This is a genomic window from Pseudomonas donghuensis (genome assembly GCF_000696345.2).
Classification (GTDB): domain Bacteria; phylum Pseudomonadota; class Gammaproteobacteria; order Pseudomonadales; family Pseudomonadaceae; genus Aquipseudomonas; species Aquipseudomonas donghuensis.
On the sequence record NZ_CP071706.1, the window covers coordinates 2,904,510 to 2,920,117 of the forward strand.

General features: G+C 62.9%; 17 protein-coding genes. 6 read left to right on the top strand and 11 right to left on the bottom strand.

The window, feature by feature from the left end; genetic code table 11:
• Positions 1-3: 3 nt before the first annotated feature.
• The 3 genes from BV82_RS13745 (at position 4) to BV82_RS13755 (ending at position 2,099) form a co-directional block, all read left to right on the top strand.
• Entirely contained in the window at positions 4-996 is a 993-nt protein-coding gene (locus tag BV82_RS13745; protein ID WP_036995679.1) for a fimbrial protein, read from the top strand.
• Positions 997-1,133: 137 nt separating this feature from the next.
• Positions 1,134-1,559 carry a bleomycin resistance protein gene (locus tag BV82_RS13750; RefSeq protein ID WP_010226483.1) on the top strand — a complete coding sequence of 142 codons (426 nt, stop codon included), beginning with the start codon at positions 1,134-1,136 and terminating at the stop codon, positions 1,557-1,559.
• A gap of 12 nt (positions 1,560-1,571) precedes the next feature.
• Positions 1,572-2,099, top strand: coding sequence for a DUF2867 domain-containing protein (locus tag BV82_RS13755; RefSeq protein ID WP_036995678.1), 528 nt, complete (start codon positions 1,572-1,574; stop codon positions 2,097-2,099).
• 10 nt (positions 2,100-2,109) lie between these two features.
• On the opposite strand, the gene BV82_RS13760 is transcribed toward BV82_RS13755, so the two are convergent.
• Positions 2,110-2,391, bottom strand: coding sequence for a hypothetical protein (locus tag BV82_RS13760; protein ID WP_010226486.1), 282 nt, complete (start codon positions 2,389-2,391; stop codon positions 2,110-2,112).
• Between the two features lie 73 nt (positions 2,392-2,464).
• Positions 2,465-2,989 carry a DUF3016 domain-containing protein gene (locus BV82_RS13765; protein WP_010226488.1) on the bottom strand — a complete coding sequence of 175 codons (525 nt, stop codon included), beginning with the start codon at positions 2,987-2,989 and terminating at the stop codon, positions 2,465-2,467.
• A gap of 85 nt (positions 2,990-3,074) precedes the next feature.
• Here BV82_RS13765 and BV82_RS13770 point away from each other — a divergent pair, with 85 nt between their 5' ends.
• Entirely contained in the window at positions 3,075-3,770 is a 696-nt protein-coding gene (locus BV82_RS13770) for a metallophosphoesterase (protein WP_010226490.1), read from the top strand.
• On the opposite strand, the gene BV82_RS13775 is transcribed toward BV82_RS13770, so the two are convergent.
• On the bottom strand, positions 3,748-4,374 hold the full coding sequence (locus tag BV82_RS13775) for a LysE family translocator (RefSeq protein ID WP_036995677.1): 627 nt from the start codon (positions 4,372-4,374) through the stop codon (positions 3,748-3,750). The two genes, BV82_RS13770 and BV82_RS13775, sit on opposite strands and share 23 nt — an antisense overlap.
• A gap of 79 nt (positions 4,375-4,453) precedes the next feature.
• Positions 4,454-5,272: an AraC family transcriptional regulator gene (locus BV82_RS13780; protein WP_036995675.1), complete on the bottom strand. Its 819-nt coding sequence runs from the start codon at positions 5,270-5,272 to the stop codon at positions 4,454-4,456.
• A gap of 142 nt (positions 5,273-5,414) precedes the next feature.
• Here BV82_RS13780 and BV82_RS13785 point away from each other — a divergent pair, with 142 nt between their 5' ends.
• Positions 5,415-6,041: a LysE family translocator gene (locus tag BV82_RS13785; protein WP_036995674.1), complete on the top strand. Its 627-nt coding sequence runs from the start codon at positions 5,415-5,417 to the stop codon at positions 6,039-6,041.
• Here BV82_RS13785 and BV82_RS13790 read toward each other — a convergent pair.
• Complete coding sequence (locus tag BV82_RS13790; RefSeq protein ID WP_036995673.1) at positions 6,038-8,347, bottom strand: autotransporter family protein; 2,310 nt, start codon at positions 8,345-8,347, stop codon at positions 6,038-6,040. The genes BV82_RS13785 and BV82_RS13790 overlap by 4 nt on opposite strands.
• 274 nt (positions 8,348-8,621) lie before the next feature.
• On the opposite strand from BV82_RS13790, the gene BV82_RS13795 reads away from it, so the two are divergent.
• Positions 8,622-8,882: a DUF1652 domain-containing protein gene (locus BV82_RS13795; RefSeq protein ID WP_036995672.1), complete on the top strand. Its 261-nt coding sequence runs from the start codon at positions 8,622-8,624 to the stop codon at positions 8,880-8,882.
• Here BV82_RS13795 and BV82_RS13800 read toward each other — a convergent pair.
• From BV82_RS13800 to BV82_RS13825, 6 genes are all read right to left on the bottom strand, one after another.
• The gene (locus BV82_RS13800; RefSeq protein ID WP_007932676.1) at positions 8,879-9,154 is read right to left on the bottom strand and encodes a peptidylprolyl isomerase; all 276 of its coding nucleotides are present in this window, start codon (positions 9,152-9,154) and stop codon (positions 8,879-8,881) included. The genes BV82_RS13795 and BV82_RS13800 overlap by 4 nt on opposite strands.
• A 35-nt stretch (positions 9,155-9,189) precedes the next feature.
• Positions 9,190-11,151: an acetoacetate--CoA ligase gene (locus BV82_RS13805; RefSeq protein WP_036995671.1), complete on the bottom strand. Its 1,962-nt coding sequence runs from the start codon at positions 11,149-11,151 to the stop codon at positions 9,190-9,192.
• Between the two features lie 73 nt (positions 11,152-11,224).
• Positions 11,225-11,704, bottom strand: a complete 480-nt coding sequence (eco, locus tag BV82_RS13810; RefSeq protein ID WP_010226508.1) for a serine protease inhibitor ecotin — start codon at positions 11,702-11,704, stop codon at positions 11,225-11,227.
• Positions 11,705-11,760: 56 nt separating this feature from the next.
• On the bottom strand, positions 11,761-12,531 hold the full coding sequence (hbdH, locus tag BV82_RS13815; protein WP_036995670.1) for a 3-hydroxybutyrate dehydrogenase: 771 nt from the start codon (positions 12,529-12,531) through the stop codon (positions 11,761-11,763).
• A 10-nt stretch (positions 12,532-12,541) separates the two neighbouring features.
• Positions 12,542-13,933, bottom strand: coding sequence for a GntP family permease (locus BV82_RS13820; protein WP_036995669.1), 1,392 nt, complete (start codon positions 13,931-13,933; stop codon positions 12,542-12,544).
• 278 nt (positions 13,934-14,211) lie between these two features.
• Positions 14,212-15,603, bottom strand: a complete 1,392-nt coding sequence (locus BV82_RS13825) for a sigma-54 interaction domain-containing protein (protein WP_010226514.1) — start codon at positions 15,601-15,603, stop codon at positions 14,212-14,214.
• Between the last annotated feature and the right edge of the window lie 5 nt (positions 15,604-15,608).

Here is a 15,608-nt window from a genome sequence, read left to right on the forward strand (position 1 = left end):
GTCATGTTTACCAAGAAGCTGTTCTTTGTCGGTTTTCTGTTCTTCCTGAGCATCCCCCACAGCTATGCATTGAAATGCCAGCAGACCAGTTCGGGGCTGATCAATGACACCACAACCATTACCGATACCACCGCCATTCCCAATTCATTGCCCGCCGGCACGGTCCTCTGGCGGCAACCGACGCAACGCATCAATGTCCAGTGCTGGGTGGACATTCCGGGTAGCCCCGGCGAGAACATTTACTTCTACATGAACCCGAACCGGGTGGACCTGGGCAAGGACATCGAAATCGGTGTCACCTATGAAGGCAAGGACTATCTCTATTCTTCGCTTACCGGCGGCAAGCTCAATATCGGATGGTGGGTGAACGGCTGTCCGGCCAACGACAACTGCGGCTGGCAAAAAGAAAGCAAGGCCATGACTTACTCGCTGTTTTTCGTGAAGAAGTCGCCTGCCGGTGATAACAAGGAGGGGCCGATTACCTCACTGAGTGACTACCGGGCGTTCCAGTTCGACGGCGTTGGCGGGGTGCGCCCAGGGGTGAGTTACAACGTCACTGTCAAGGGCCTGAACAAGTTCCGCTACCTGCCGTGTGAATCGTCGATCAACATCCAGCCAAGCGTGATCAATTTCGGTGCGATCCGCACCTCTGGCGCCAAAGTCGGCGCGACGATCAAGGACGTACCGTTCACCATCACCGAACAGCGCACCTGCAATGCCGCCTATGGGCTGGGCGGTTACCTGGAGCCGCTGACAGGTACACTGTCCAGCAGCCAGGACACCCTGATCCCGACCGATAACAAATCGGTGGGGATCAGCCTGATCAACGAAGATGACCAGCGCGCCTTGCTGTTCAAGAAAGAATTCGTGTTGACGCCAAAAACCACGTCGACCACCAACTCGCACAACTTCCTCGCGCGCCTGAAGTGGATGACCGCGACGCCGAGCTTTGGCGAGTTCAACGCCGGTGCGACCCTGGATATTTTCTACAAGTAAGTTGCCGCCCTGTTGTAGACTCGGCGCCTTGCCAGCTTGCAATGGCAAGAATGTGCCGGTCATCGACCTGACGGTGACCACGTGCTCAGTTGCGAGCACCGAGGCGAGATCAGTCGTTACCCTGTATGGATATCCCTATGTTCAAGATGAACGCACTGGTGCCGGAACTGATCGTCACCGACCTGCAGCGCAGCCTGGGGTTTTATTGCGCCACGGGCGGTTTTTCCGTGGAGTACCAGCGCACGGAGGACAACTTTGCATTCCTCTCGCTTGGCCACAGCCAGATCATGCTCGAACAGGACTGGCACAGCGAGTCGCCATGGCGCGTCGGCCCGCTGCAGGCGCCGTTCGGGCGTGGCCTGAACCTGCAGATCCTGTGTGAAAATGCCAATGCGCTGGCCGGTGCGTTCGAGGCCGCAGGCTATCCCTTGCGCCGCGGGGTGGAAGACCACTGGTACCGCAGCGAAGCAAAGCAAGTAGGCCAGCGCAACTTCCTCATCCAGGACCCGGATGGTTACTTGCTGCGCTTCTTTGAAGACCTCGGCGTCCGTCCCTGCTCGTAAGGAAACCTGCAGATGAACACCCTCATCACACGCTGTGCGGTACCGGGCAGTGCGCAGATCCATGTGCAATTGGCCGGTGCCGATTTCGTCGATGCGCACCGAGCGCCGGTGATCAACGCCGAACGCTCGGCGCTCGGCCATTTTCTGTTGCTGATGAGCAGCATGCCCCGCTGGATCGACAACCTGATGGTGCTGCGCAATCGCGCGGTGCAGCTGTTTGGCCTGAAAGACCTGGGGCGCTTGTCGAGAATCGACCTTCAGCGCGACGAGGCGTCTTACCAGGTCAATGAACGGGTCGGTATTTTCACCCTGATCAGCAATAGCCCGGATGAAGTACTGTTGGTCGACCGCGACAAGCACCTGGACGTGTATATCTCGCTGCTGCGCTTACCCTTGGGCGCCGACAACCGTCGCGAGATTGTGGTGTCCACGGTGGTGCACACCCACAATCGTCTCGGGCGTTTGTACATGCTGCCGGTCGCGCCATTTCACCGATTCATCGCGCCGAATGCGCTCAAGCGCCTGATCAACGTCAGATAAAGGCCTGGGCTCATACGAAGCCCTGGCCGTAAAATCCGCGCGGCAAACGCTGGCGGCCGGGCAGGGCGCTCAGGCGCTCGATCCAGGCGCTGCGCCAGTCGTTGCCGGTGGGGTGAGTGTTGGCCCTGCGCGCGCGCCGCGCGGCATTGCGCTGGTCCTTGCGTGCGGCCTTGAACGCCTCGGTGTTGCGGCAGCTGCGGCATTTGACCCGATTGAGCTCGCTGGTGGCGATCAGGTTTTTACCGTGGCGACCGCAGGCCAGGTGGCCGGCGGTCCTGTAGTGGGTGACCATGGGATACTCCTCGCCACCGTTGATGGCAAGCCTGTTAAAGACTTCGACTCTCAGGCATGGGCTCGGTTCGCCGCTAGGGCTGGGCCGAGGTCTGCCGTTGTACGCTGAACTGCTTGCCAAACCACTCCTGAAGCATGGCTTTCTCGGCATACAGGCGGTCGGTGTCGGCGCGCCGCCCCGGGCGTTGCAGGTAAAACTTGTCCGTCAGGTGCGCATCAGCCTGGCTTACGGTCTGGCCTTGTTGCGACAAGGCATAGTGCAGGTCGATACTGGGCCAGGTAACGTCACGCATGATCCGTACCGAGTAAGCATTGGCCCGCCACGGTTCGTACTGGCCGGCCAGGTCGATATTGCGGATGTCGATGCGCAGGCGTTGACCGGCGGGCAGGTAGCGCTGGCCGAGCTTGACCAGGTAGGCGCTCAGTTCCTTCATCACATAGGCGTCGGCACCGCGATGGTAGCCGTTGCTGTCGAGGCTGGCGTCGCGAAAGTGCTCGGGTTTGTCGAAGGTGACTTCGACGTTGGGGCTGGCCGGCGTTTGCGCCAGGCTGTTGAATGCCAGCAGGCTGAGCGTGGCCAGGGTCAGGGCAGGGCGCATGATTCACCTCCGGGTGCAGCCTTGCGCAGTTCGCTGCACAGGCTTCATTGTACGCCTGTGATGATTGAAAGCAGAGGAGTCGGCAGTGCGCAGGATCGAACGATTTACAGCCAACCGGCATGGGCGGGACATTGCCGTGGGGGACATCCACGGGCATTTTTCGCGCCTGCAGGAGCGGCTGACGGCGATAGGCTTCGATCCGGCGGTAGATCGCCTGTTCAGCGTTGGCGACCTGGTCGACCGTGGCCCGGAGTGCCCGCAGGCGCTGGATTGGCTGGACAAACCCTGGTTCCATGCCGTGCAAGGCAACCATGAAGCCCTGGCGGTCACCCATGTCGACGGCGGTATGCTCGACTATGGCCAGTACCGCGCCGCTGGCGGCGGCTGGTTCCTGGCCCTGAGCGCCGATGAACAGGCGCGGTTTGCCCAGCGCTTTCGGCGCCTGCCGCTGGCGCTGGAGGTAGAAACCGCGGACGGTCTGATCGGCCTGTTGCATGCCGATTGTCCGTTTCGCCACTGGGCGCAGTTGCGTGAGCTGCTGGCCAGTACGCCACCGAGCGAGGTCCAGGAGGTTTGCCAATGGTCGCGCCAGCGCTTGTACAGCGGCGATGCTACGCCCGTCGAGGGGCTGCGAGCGTTGATCGTCGGGCATACCCCGCAGCGCGAGGTGCGGGTGCTGGGCAACATCTGGCATATCGACACCGGCGGCTGGGCCAGCGGCCAGTTCAGCCTGCTCGACCTGGGCAGCCTGAGCCTGCTCAACGCCAGGCCAGGTGAGTGAGCACCCCCAGCGCCAACAGTATCAGCACCGCGCCCGAAACCCGTTCAAGCCATGGCAGCAGTCGCGCAAAGCGCCGGCGCACGTGCAGATTGCCGATGGCTGCGGCCACCAGCATGTCCCACAGCAACACCGCACTGAACATCCACACTGCGTACGTCAGTTTCCAGCCTGCGCTGGTCTGGCTACCACTGACCATGCTGGCCAGGCTGACATAGAACAGGGCGTTCTTTGGGTTGAGGATTGCAGACAGAAAGCCCATCAACAGGCCCTGAAGCCAGGGACTGTTCAAGGCATTGGCCCGAACGCTGACCTGGGGCAGCGAACTTGCGCCGGCATGGCGAATGAACAGCACACCGATGTACAGCAGGTAGGCGCAGCCGGCCAGCTGGAGGGCGACGAACAGCGCGCTGTCCGGGTGCAGCGCCGAGACCCCGCTGAAGGCGGCAACAATGAACACGCCGTTGGCCAGGGCGATACCCAGGCAGGCGCCGGTCGCCTTGAGCCAGCCGGCGCTCATCGACGTACGGGCAACCAGGAAAAAATCAGGGCCAGGCGACAGCAGGGCAAGAAAATGCGCTGCCGCCACGATCAGAAACTGCTCCATGAATGACGGACTTCTTCAGCGATAGGGGGGCTGATTGTCGGTGCCGTGCAAGGAGCCTGTATTGAACAAAATTGCGGGGTCAGCCGCGGTACAGCCCAGGCGTTACGCCGGTGTGGGCCTTGAACACGCGCTGGAAGTGGCTCTGGTCGGCAAAGCCCAGGCGATAGGCGATGTCAGCCATGTCCTGGCCCTTGCGCAACCACTGGCGCGCGCGGTTGATGCGCTGGTTCAACTGCCAGGCATGAGGGGTAAAGCCGGTCGCGGCACGGAACGCGCGGATCAGTTGATAACGGCCTAGGCCGACGCTGTCCGCCAGCTCGCCCAGCGACAGGCTGCCGGCGTCGTCCTGTGCAAGCCGTTGGAGCAACGTTTCAAGGTTGCGCTCAAGGCGTTGCGGTGGCTGCGACAAGGTCTGGGTTGGCGGGTTGTGGTGATCGCCAATGAACGCGATCAAGGCGGCTTCTTTCTCATGGGTACTGGCCGCAGAGAACAACAGATCGTTGAGCCGGGTAAAACTGGCGTAGGTCGACCGGTTGCGCGTGACGTGCGCCGGCGTTCCCTCTACCTGCGCCAGCAGTGCCGATTCCAGGCGCAAGGTCTGCAGCCAGGCGGCGTCCAGATGGATCATCTGGTAACTCCAGCTCAGCCCGGGTTCGGGGTTGCAGGCATGCACGCAGTGCGCCGGAACGAACACCAGGGTGCCAGGGTGAAGGCGTGTTTGCGCTTTGCTCGCACCGCTGAACACACTGCAGCCCTGATCGACCGCACCCATGGAGAACGTTGGATGGCTGTGCGCCTTGTAGCAGGCACGGCTGTCGCAGGCGCGGCGGCTTTCGACATAGGGCAAGGCCGGGTCGCGCCAGAACGCTGTACGGGCGGCGTCAGTTGGCTGAGGCATGTGCAGGGGCCGATGAAAACGTGGCCAGAAGTCTATCACTGCACGGCCCGCCAAGGGCTGCACAGTTTTGTCGCCCAGCTGTACCTTGACGCGGGTACAGCGCCGAGGGGAACCTTGGGTTTTTCGCCACCGGAGCGCCTCCATGGACCTGACCACCCTGGCCCTGTTCATCCCGGCCTGCTTTGCCCTGAACATGGCCCCCGGGCCGAACAACCTGTTGTCGCTGAACAATGCCAGCCGGTATGGCCTGCGAACGGCCTGTGTGGCGGGGATTGGCCGGTTGTTCGCCTTTGCCGGGATGATCGTGCTGGCGGCCATGGGCCTGGCAGCGGTGCTGCACACCAGCGAATACCTGTTCCTGGTGATCAAGGTGCTGGGGGCCGCCTACCTGTTCTACATCGCCTGGCAGCTGTGGCGGGCGCCAGTGGCCGAGGCTGCCGTGCTCAGTGAGCGTCGCCGCGGTACGCTGCGCCTGGCGCGCCAGGAGTTCTGGGTGGCGGCCGGCAACCCCAAGGCGATTCTGATCTTCACCGCTTTTTTGCCGCAGTTCATCAGCGTCGGCAGCCCGTTGCCGGTGGCCGAGCAGTTCGCCTGGCTGGGCGGGATGTTCCTGTTGCTGGAATGGCTGGCCATTGCCATTTACGGCTGGCTGGGCGCCTACCTGCAGCGCTGGTTCAACCAGCCCGGCCCGCGGCGGCTGTTCAATCGGGTCAGTGCCACGCTGCTCGGCTGCGCCGGGGTCGGCTTGCTGGCAGCACGGCGGGCTTAGTAGCTCAGGCGTATCCCGAGGTTGGCGCCGACGCGCTCCTGTTGGTGGGCATCGAGGTTGCTGGCGTAGTCGATACCGGCATGCACGCTGAAGTTCCGGTTGATCTGCGCGACCAGGCCGGTACCGATGTCCATCGAGGTGTAGCGGTAGTCGGTCTTGATCTGGTCAAGGTCATCGAAGGTCAGGGTGTCGCGACCACCGTCACCGTGCCAGATATTGACTTGCAGGTAGGGCAGCAACGGCACTGCGCCTGATTTGAAGTTGCCTTCCAGGCGTACGCCGAGGCGCCCGGTCAACTCGGTCTGGGCGTCGTAGCTGACATGGGCAACGCTGTCTTCGGCGCTGTCCAGCGAGACACTCTGAGCGATGATCTGTGCCTGGGGCTCCAGGAACCATTGCGACGACAGGGCAATCGGGTAGCCGGTTTCCAGCGACGCGCTCCAGGCGTGGCCGTTGAGGTCGAGCTTGTCGCCTCGATCGGATTTCGCCCGGCCGTCGAGGTCCGAGTATTGCAGCACGGCATCGACATACCACTGCTGCGCGCCGATCAGGGTCCAGTAGGCGCCGACGCTGTCGCTGTCGAGTTTCAGGTCGCCGACCTTGCTGTCCTCGACGCCCAGGGCGAAGCCCTTTACATCGCCGTTCAAGCGGCTGTGACCGACATACAGGCCAACATGCTGGCGCAGGCCGTCATCGTTGAGCCAGGCCCACAGGTCCTGGCCGACCTTGAAGCCGTACAGGCTGCCATCCAGGCTGGGGCTGACAGTGCCCGACCAGCTTTGATGGAAACTGTTGCCGTAGGCTTGCCCCCAACTGGCCGATACCGCGCCGTTTTCGCTCAGCAGGCTCTGGTCGCCCTGGCGTTGATGAAAGGTGCCCAGCGCCGAGCGCGCAATCAACGCCGCAGCCCGTGGCGCGGCGGCGTAAACAGCAACTTCCGGCCGGTACAGGGGGATACTCACGCCGGGCGCCGGTGGTGGCAAGTCAGGCTGGCCGGGGGCTGGGCCCGGGGTGGGGGGCGGTATCGCGACCACAGGATCAACCGGGTCTACAGGCGTAACCGGGTCCGGCGTCTCAGGCTGCGGCCCAGGCAGTGGTACCGGGGCAATCACCGTGGAGCGCAAGTACCAGCTATTGACGCTATCAGCAGTCACCCCGCCTTTGAACAGACGATAGTCAAAAGCGCCGGCCGACAAGGTCTGGGTCTGGACGAAGGCCGTGTTGCTGCTGGTCGCTCCGTTGATTGCTTCAACCACTTGGATGCCGTTCTGGCGGGTCACCGCACCGGCACCGGCGAAGTTGCTGATCTGCAGGTTGGTGCTGCCGGAGATCGTGCCCCGGCTGACTACCAGGCGATCGGACGCTGCACCGTCGCCGGCCAGTACGCTGTTGAGCTTCAGGGTACCGCCGTTGCCTACGTAGCTGCCGTTGATGGTCAGCCGCCCTTGGGCGTCGCCGCCACTGCTGAGGTCGACAAGCCCGCTGTTGTTGACAGTCAGCGGCTGGCCGGCGGTGAAGGGGCTGATCGTCCCGGAGCGCGAGACCAGCGAGCTGCTGGGGTCGATGTTCAGGCGGGTGGGCGCGGTAACGGCGCTGGCATCGCCCAGGGTCAGGTTATTGTCCAGCTTGAACACACTGGCGTTAATCAGGTTGACGCTTTCCCAGTTGATATAGCGATCACCACCCACCGGCTGGCTGTTATCGAAGGTCAGGCTGTCGACGCCGGCACCGCCGTTGACGGTGATGTTCAGCACCGGGCTGGCGAGGTCTTTGAGCACTGCCACGTCATCGTCACCGCCCATGTCGACAGTGCCGCGAATAACGCCGCCCTGCCATTTGAGCGAGTCATTGCCGAAACTGGCCAGCAGGTTGCCTTGCAGCGTACCGCCGGTAATCACGAAAACATCGGTTCCGCCACTGGTGCTGATATTGCCGCCGATAGTACCGGCATTGAGGAAGATCTGGTCGTTGCCAAAGCCGGTGACCAGGTTGCCGACGATGGTGCCGCCGGACATGCTGAAAATGTTGTTGTCCAGCTTCATGTCGACCCGGCCGATGCTGCCACCGGAGAAGTACGCCACGTCACCGTCTTCGAAGGCACCGATGATCCGTCCCGCCGACATGTTGAATGTATCGCGGGCATCGCCCTGGGCCAGGGACTGCAGCGTGCCGCCGGTCATCAGGAAGTCATCGATAAACGGCGTCTGTAGCACGGCGCCGAGGGTATCGCCGGGCCCGACCACCACGTTCTGGGCAATGGCAGTGAAAGGCAGGGCGCTGAGTACCACGATAAGCGAGGTGCGCATCAGGCGGGCTCCATTTCCATACAGGGCATTGACCACTGCGGCTCCAGCTTTCCTGCGAGCACTGGAGGGTCGTGCCCTGATGTATAGAGCAATCAGAAATATCGACAACTGACAAAAATGCTAGGTGGCCACTTGCTTCCACTGCCCGGAGGCCGGCCAAAGCCTGCGCTGCTTATAGTGAAAGGGTCTGATTCAATTGAGGAATATGACCTAGGCTTGGAGCTGGATCGGGCAACAGGAACCGCTGTCCGCCACCTGCCAAGGAGACGTACCGATGCTCTCGACCCTGGAGTTGCGCAACATCATAGAAAGCAGTTTTTTACCCACCCGCTGCCAGTGCACCCTGGCGGCCGACCGTTCGCTGACCGTACGGGTGTTCGACCGCAGCTGCGAGCGGGTCGACCTGCTGGTCACCGGCATCAGCACCGAGCAACTGACCAGCAGCCGGGCGATTTCCAACCTGATCGTCGGCCTGCGCAATGATCTGGAGGATCAGCGCAACCTGCGCTCGCAGCGGCGCCGCGACAGCCTTTAATCGCGGTAGAACACCTGCACCAGGTGATAGCCGAATTTACTCTTGATCGGGCCGTGCACGGTGCGCAGCGGCTTTTTGAAAATCACCTGGTCGATGGCGCCGACCATCTGCCCCGGGCGCACTTCACCCAGGTCGCCGCCGCGTTTGCCTGACGGGCAGGTGGAGTATTTCTTGGCCAGCACATCGAACGCCTCGCCCTTGGCGATGCGCTGCTTGAGCTGTTCGGCTTCTTCGGCGGTCTTGACCAGAATATGCCGGGCCTGTGCTTTCATCTCAACGTACCTTCGTAAAGCGCTAAAACCGCGCATTATGCCTGATTGCGCAACTCCGGGCGGTCGCGAAATTGCTCGAGGGCCTCGGGGTTGGCCAGGGCGTCGGTATTTTTCACCGGCTCCCCGTGCACCACGTTGCGAATCGCAAGCTCGACGATCTTGCCGCTGATGGTGCGCGGGATATCCGTCACCGCGGCGATCACCGCCGGCACATGCCGAGGCGTGGTGTTGCTGCGGATCACCTGGCGGATTCGCGCCTGCAAGGCGTCGTCCAGCTGCAGGCCGTCGCGCAGGCGCACGAACAGCACCACCCGCACATCATGCTGCCAGCGCTGGCCGATGGCGACGCTTTCGACCACCTCATGCACCTTCTCGACCTGGCGGTAGATTTCCGCCGTGCCGATACGCACGCCGCCGGGGTTGAGCACCGCGTCCGAGCGACCGTGGATCAGCATGCCGCCCTCGGCCCGTTCCTCGGCGTAATCACCCTGGGCCCAGACCCCGGGGAACTGGCTGAAGTAGGCCGCCTGGAAGCGCTCGCCCTGCGGGTCATTCCAGAAGCCCAGGGGCATGGCCGGAAAGTGCCGGGTGCAGACCAGCTCGCCTTTTTCACCGATCAGCGCATGGCCATCGTCATCCCAGACCTCAACGGCCATGCCCAGGCCCTTGCACTGGATCTCGCCGCGGCGCACCGGCAGCAGCGGGTTGCCGATGACGAAGCAGGAGACGATATCGGTACCGCCCGACATCGATGCCAGGCACAGGTCGCGCTTGAATTCGCGGTAGACGTAGTCGAAGCTTTCCGGCGACAACGGCGAGCCGGTCGACAGCAGCAATTTCAGCGAGTCCAGTGAATGGCTCAGGCGCGGGCGCAGGTCGGCTTGCTCCAGGGCTGCCAGGTACTTGGCGCTGGTGCCGAATGCGCTGATGCGCTCGCTGTCGATCAGGTCGAGCAGGCGTTCGGGGCCCGGATGAAAAGGCGAGCCGTCGTACAGCACCAGGGTGGCCCCCACGGCCAGGCCGCTGGCCAGCCAGTTCCACATCATCCAGCCGCAGGTGGTGTAGTAGAACAGTACGTCGTCCGAGCCCAGGTCATTGTGCAGGCCGTGCTCCTTGAGGTGCTGCAGCAATACGCCGCCGGCGCCGTGGACGATGCACTTGGGCACGCCGGTGGTGCCGCTGGAATAGAGGATGTACAGCGGGTGATTGAACGCCAGCGGGGTGAACTGCGGTTCGCCGCCGGGTTGGTAGAAATCGTCCCAGAGGCTGACCCGGGCCTGGCAGATGAATTCGTCGCTGGCGGTGTGCGTGCGGGTGTAAGGCACCACCAGCAGGTGTTGCAGGCTTGGCAGTTGTGCCAGTACCTGGTTGATCTTGTCGACCTGGTCGATCTGTTTGCCGGCGTACGGGTAACCGGCACAGACGATCAACAGCTTTGGCTCGATCTGGCCGAAGCGGTCGATGATGCCGTGTGTGCCGAACTCCGGCGAAGAACATGACCAGATAGCGCCGAGGCTGGTGCAGGCCAGCATCGCCACCAGGGTTTGCCAGGTGTTGGGCATGCAGGCGGCAACCCGGTCGCCGACGCCGATGCCGGCGGCCTGGAAGCTGCGCTGCAGGCCGGCCACCTGTTCGGCCAGTTCGCCATGGCTGATAACCCGTCGCTCGCCGTCTTCGCGCACCACGATCAACGCCGGATGGTTGTCGCGGCGCCGTAGCAGGTGTTCGGCGAAGTTCAGGGTGGCGCCAGCGAACCAGCGCGCATCGGGCATCTGCGGGCCTTCGTCGAGCACCTGAGTGGCCGGCTGCTGCCAGCGCACCTGGAAATAGTCGGCAAGGGTTTGCCAGAACGCGGCACGCTGTTCGATGCTCCAGCGGTGCAGGTCGGCGTAATTGCGCAGCGCCAGGCCAAACTGCTGATTGACCTGCCGGCGAAAGGCATCCATCCGACTGGCCTGAATACGCGCCTTGCTCGGGCGCCAGAGCACTTCGTTCATGGGCGTTCCTTTTTGCGGTTGGCCAGGGCTGCTGCGCACCCCATCGCCGGCATTGCCAGCGATCAGCAGTGCCTTATTCCACTGTAGCTTTTTTCACTTTGTTCGAAGCCGACCAGACGCGGTAACGCACTTCAACGCCTTCCGGCACATACACCACCACCGGCAGCTTGCTGTTGTAACGCAGCAGGAAGCCATCGCCGACCACGGGCACGAAAGCCTGTTTTTTCTTGCCGTCAGGGCAGGCCATCAGGGTCGAGGCCGGGCCCGAGACTTTTTCCAGGCGGTAGTAGTTGTAGCCCCAGCCTTGCAGGGTCTGTTCTTCCAGGTTACCGCCCAGGTGCTGACGGTTGCAGTCGACTTCCAGTTGCTTGCCAGCCAGCACTTCGAGTTTGTAGGCCGACTCGTCAGCCTGCTTTGGCAGTTGGATCACCTGGCGGGTAAAGCCTTTTTCGGCCTCGGGGTAGGGCGCAACATCCTTGAGGCTGGCGGCCTGTAGCGAAGTAGCGGCAGCCAGGGTCAGGGTGAACAACGCGGTGAGGGAGAGTGGGCGCATAAGGCCTCCTTGCAGGTAAAAAAGACGATGCGGCAGCCAGGTGTTGAGGCTGCCCCTCACTGGGCCAGCCAGCCGCCATCGATGTTCCAGGCAGCGCCACGAACCTGACTGCCAGCCTCGCTACAGAGGAACAATACCAGCTCACCCAGGTGTTCGGGAGTGACGAAGGCCAACGACGGCTGCTTCTCGGCCAGCAGATCATGCTGGGCCCGCTGCGGATCAACACCGTTGGCGGCGCGGTCATCGATCTGTTTCTGCACCAGCGGGGTGAGTACCCAGCCCGGGCAGATGGCGTTGCAGGTGACATTGCTGGTGGCGGTTTCCAGCCCCACCACCTTGGTCAGGCCCACCACCCCGTGTTTGGCGGCGACATAGGCGGCCTTGCCGGTGGAGCCGACCTGGCCGTGCACCGACGCGATGTTGACGATCCGCCCCCAGTTGCGCGCGCGCATGCCCGGCAGCACCAGGCGGGTGCCATGGAACACGGCCGAGAGGTTGACGGCGATGATCGAATCCCAGCGCTCCACCGGGAAGTCTTCAACCGCCGCCACATGCTGGATGCCGGCATTGTTGACGAGAATATCGACGCCGCCGAACTCGCGCTCGGCATAGGCGAACAGCGCTTCGAGCTGTTTAACGTCGCCAAGGTCCGCCGGGTGATGACCGACCCGGGTACCGAAGCGGGCCACTTCGGCGATGGCCGCGCTGGCATCGCCAAAGCCGTTGAGGATCAGGTTGGCGCCGGCCTTGGCCAATGCCTGGGCAATGCCCAGGCCGATGCCGCTGGTCGATCCGGTGACTACTGCTGTCTTGCCGTTGAGACGCATAGGGTGCTCCTTAGACGATACCGGTGGCATAGAACGTAGCAATCACCACGAACACCGCCAGGGTCTTGATCAGGGTAATGCCGAAAATATCCTTGTAGGCTTCGCGGTGGGTCAGGCCGGTGACGGCCAGCAGGGTGATCACCGCACCGTTGTGCGGCAGGGTGTCCATGCCGCCGCTGGCCATGGCCGCGACCCGGTGCAGCACTTCAAGGGGAATGTTGGCGGCATTGGCGGCGGCGATGAAGCTGTCGGACATCGCCGCCAGGGCAATGCTCATGCCGCCGGAGGCGGAACCCGTGATACCGGCCAGCAGGGTGACGGTAATCGCCTCGTTAACCAGTGGGTTGGGGATCGCGCGCAGGGCGTCGGCGAGCACGAGAAAACCCGGCAGTGAAGCGATGACGGCACCGAAGCCGTATTCCGAGGCGGTGTTCATCGCTGCCAGCAAGGCGCCGCTGACCGCGCTTCTGCTGCCTTCGGCCAGACGGCTTCTGATCGCGCCAAAGCCTGTCACCAGCACCAGCAGGATACCCAGCAGCAAGGCCGCCTCCACCGCCCAGATCGCCGTGAGCTTGGCGATGTCGGTCTGCACCGGCGTGCTCATGCCCGCCAGGCTCAAGGTATGGGTCTTGCCGTACCAGGCCGGAATCCAGTGGGTGAACAGCAGGTTCATCACCCCCACCAACAGCAGCGGCGACAGCGCCAGCAATGGGTTGGGCAGCTTCAGGTCGGCGGCGGTTTCCGGCTCGTTGCGTAGCGCCGAACCATAGCCTTCACCGGTGCGCTGGGCCTTGTTGCGCTGGTGCTGCAGGTACAGCATGCCGGTGCAGAACACGAACAGGGTGCCGATCAGGCCCAGCCAGGGCGCGGCCCAGGCGGTGGTGTTGAAGAAGGTGCTGGGGATGATGTTCTGGATCTGCGGGGTGCCGGGCAGGGCGTCCATGGTGAAGGAAAACGCGCCCAGGGCGATGGTCGCCGGGATCAGGCGTTTGGGAATGTTGCTCTGGCGGAACATTTCGGCAGCAAACGGGTACACCGCAAACACCACCACGAACAGCGACACGCCGCCGTAGGTGAGCAGCGCGCAGACCAGCACGATCACCAGCATGGCCTGGCGGGTGCCGAGCAGGCGGATCGCGGCGGCGACGATCGAGCGCGAGAAGCCCGACAGCTCGATCAGCTTGCCGAACACGGCGCCCAGCAGGAACACCGGAAAGTACAGTTTGATAAAGCCGACCATCTTTTCCATGAACACCCCGGTAAAGGCCGGGGCGACCGCCGCAGGGTCGGTCAACAGCACCGCGCCAAGGGCGGCAATGGGGGCGAAGAGGATAACGCTATAACCACGGTAGGCAGCCAGCATCAGCAGCGCCAGGGCTGCCAGGGCGATGATCACACTCATCGAGTGTCTCCTTGGGTGCATCTTGTTTTTGTTGGTGCGAAGGAGATAGCGGGAATCGTGCCATTTTTATAAGTTATTGAATTTAAACGTATAAATTTAATTTCTGAATGGGTTTCAATAAGTATGTCTCTGTATAGAGACAGGTCTTGTGGGAGCCGGCCTTGCCGGCGATGGGCTGCAAAGCAGCCCAAAACCTGGCAAGGCTGCGCCTTGCATCGCCGGCAAGGCCGGCTCCCATGGGGAGAGGTGTTAGTCTCTATATGGAGACACAATTCTATTTAATGAGATTTTATGCCCAGCGCCAGCAACTTCTTGTACAACGTCGAGCGCCCCAACCCCAGCTGCCGCGCGGCCTCCGGCACATTCCCGGCACAGCGCGCCAGGGTGTTTTCCAGCAGCTGGCGCTCAAAATCGGCACAGGCCTGCTTGTAGCTCAGCTGTGGCAGCTGGACCTGCAGCGGCGCCAGGTCGCCCAACGCCGCCTGTACATCACCCACGCTCAAGCGCGGCTGATCCGCCAGCAAGGTCGCCCGCTCCAGCACATTGCGCAGCTCGCGGATATTGCCCGGCCAGGCATGCCGGGCCAGCAGTGCCTGGGCCGGGTCCTCCAGTTCGTGCTGGCTGCCCAGTTCTTCAAGAATCGCCTCGCTCAAGGCCGGCAGGTCGTCCAGCCGCTCACGCAACGGCGGCACCTGGATCGGCAGCACATTGAGCCGGTAGTACAGGTCGGCACGAAACTCGCCACGGGCCATCGCCGCCTGCAGGTCGGTGGACGTCGCGGCAATGATCCGCACATCGCTGTGGATCATCTGGTTGGAACCGACCGGCTCGTACTCCTTCTCCTGCAACACGCGCAGCAGTTTGCTCTGCAGTGGCAAGGGCATGTCGCCGATCTCGTCGAGAAACAGCGTGCCGCCCTCGGCAATCTGCAACTTGCCCGGGCGGCCCTTGCGCTCGGCGCCGGTAAAGGCGCCCGGGGCGGTGCCGAAAAATTCGGCTTCAAGCAGGGTCTCGGGGATTGCCGCGCTGTTGATGCTGACAAACGCTTTGTGCGCCCGCGCCGAGGCCGCGTGGATGGCATGGGCCAGCAGCTCTTTGCCGGTGCCGGTTTCACCCAGTAGCAACACCGGCGAATCACTGCTGGCGCCACGCCGGGCGCGGCGCTTGACCTCAAGGCTGGCGGCGCTGGTGCCGATGAACTGGGCAAAGCTGTACTTGGCCTGGCGGGCGCGCAGCAACGAGCGGGTCGAGGCCAGCTCCTGCTGCATGCTGGCGTAGCGCTTGAGCAGCGGCGAAAGGCTGCGCAATTCGTCGAACAGGGCAAAACCGATGGCACCGATCAGCTTGCCGCTGCTGTCGTGCACCGGCAGGCGCATCACCACCAGCGGCTCTTTCGGGGTGTCGAGCATGTCCAGCAGGATCGGCCGACCGTTGCTCACCACCTCGCGCATCAAGCTGCCGGGGATGACACTCTCGCACGGTTGGCCGATCGCACTGCTGGCGTCGTCCAGGCCAAAGCGCCGGGCATAGCGCTCGTTCATCCAGACGATGCGCGCATCACGGTCGACGATGATCGTGCCTTCGCTGGACTGCTCGATGATCTCGAACAGCGAACGAATCGCCAACAGGCGCACCTGCTGGTAGTCCTTGAGGCTGTCACTGTCCTGCATGCGCC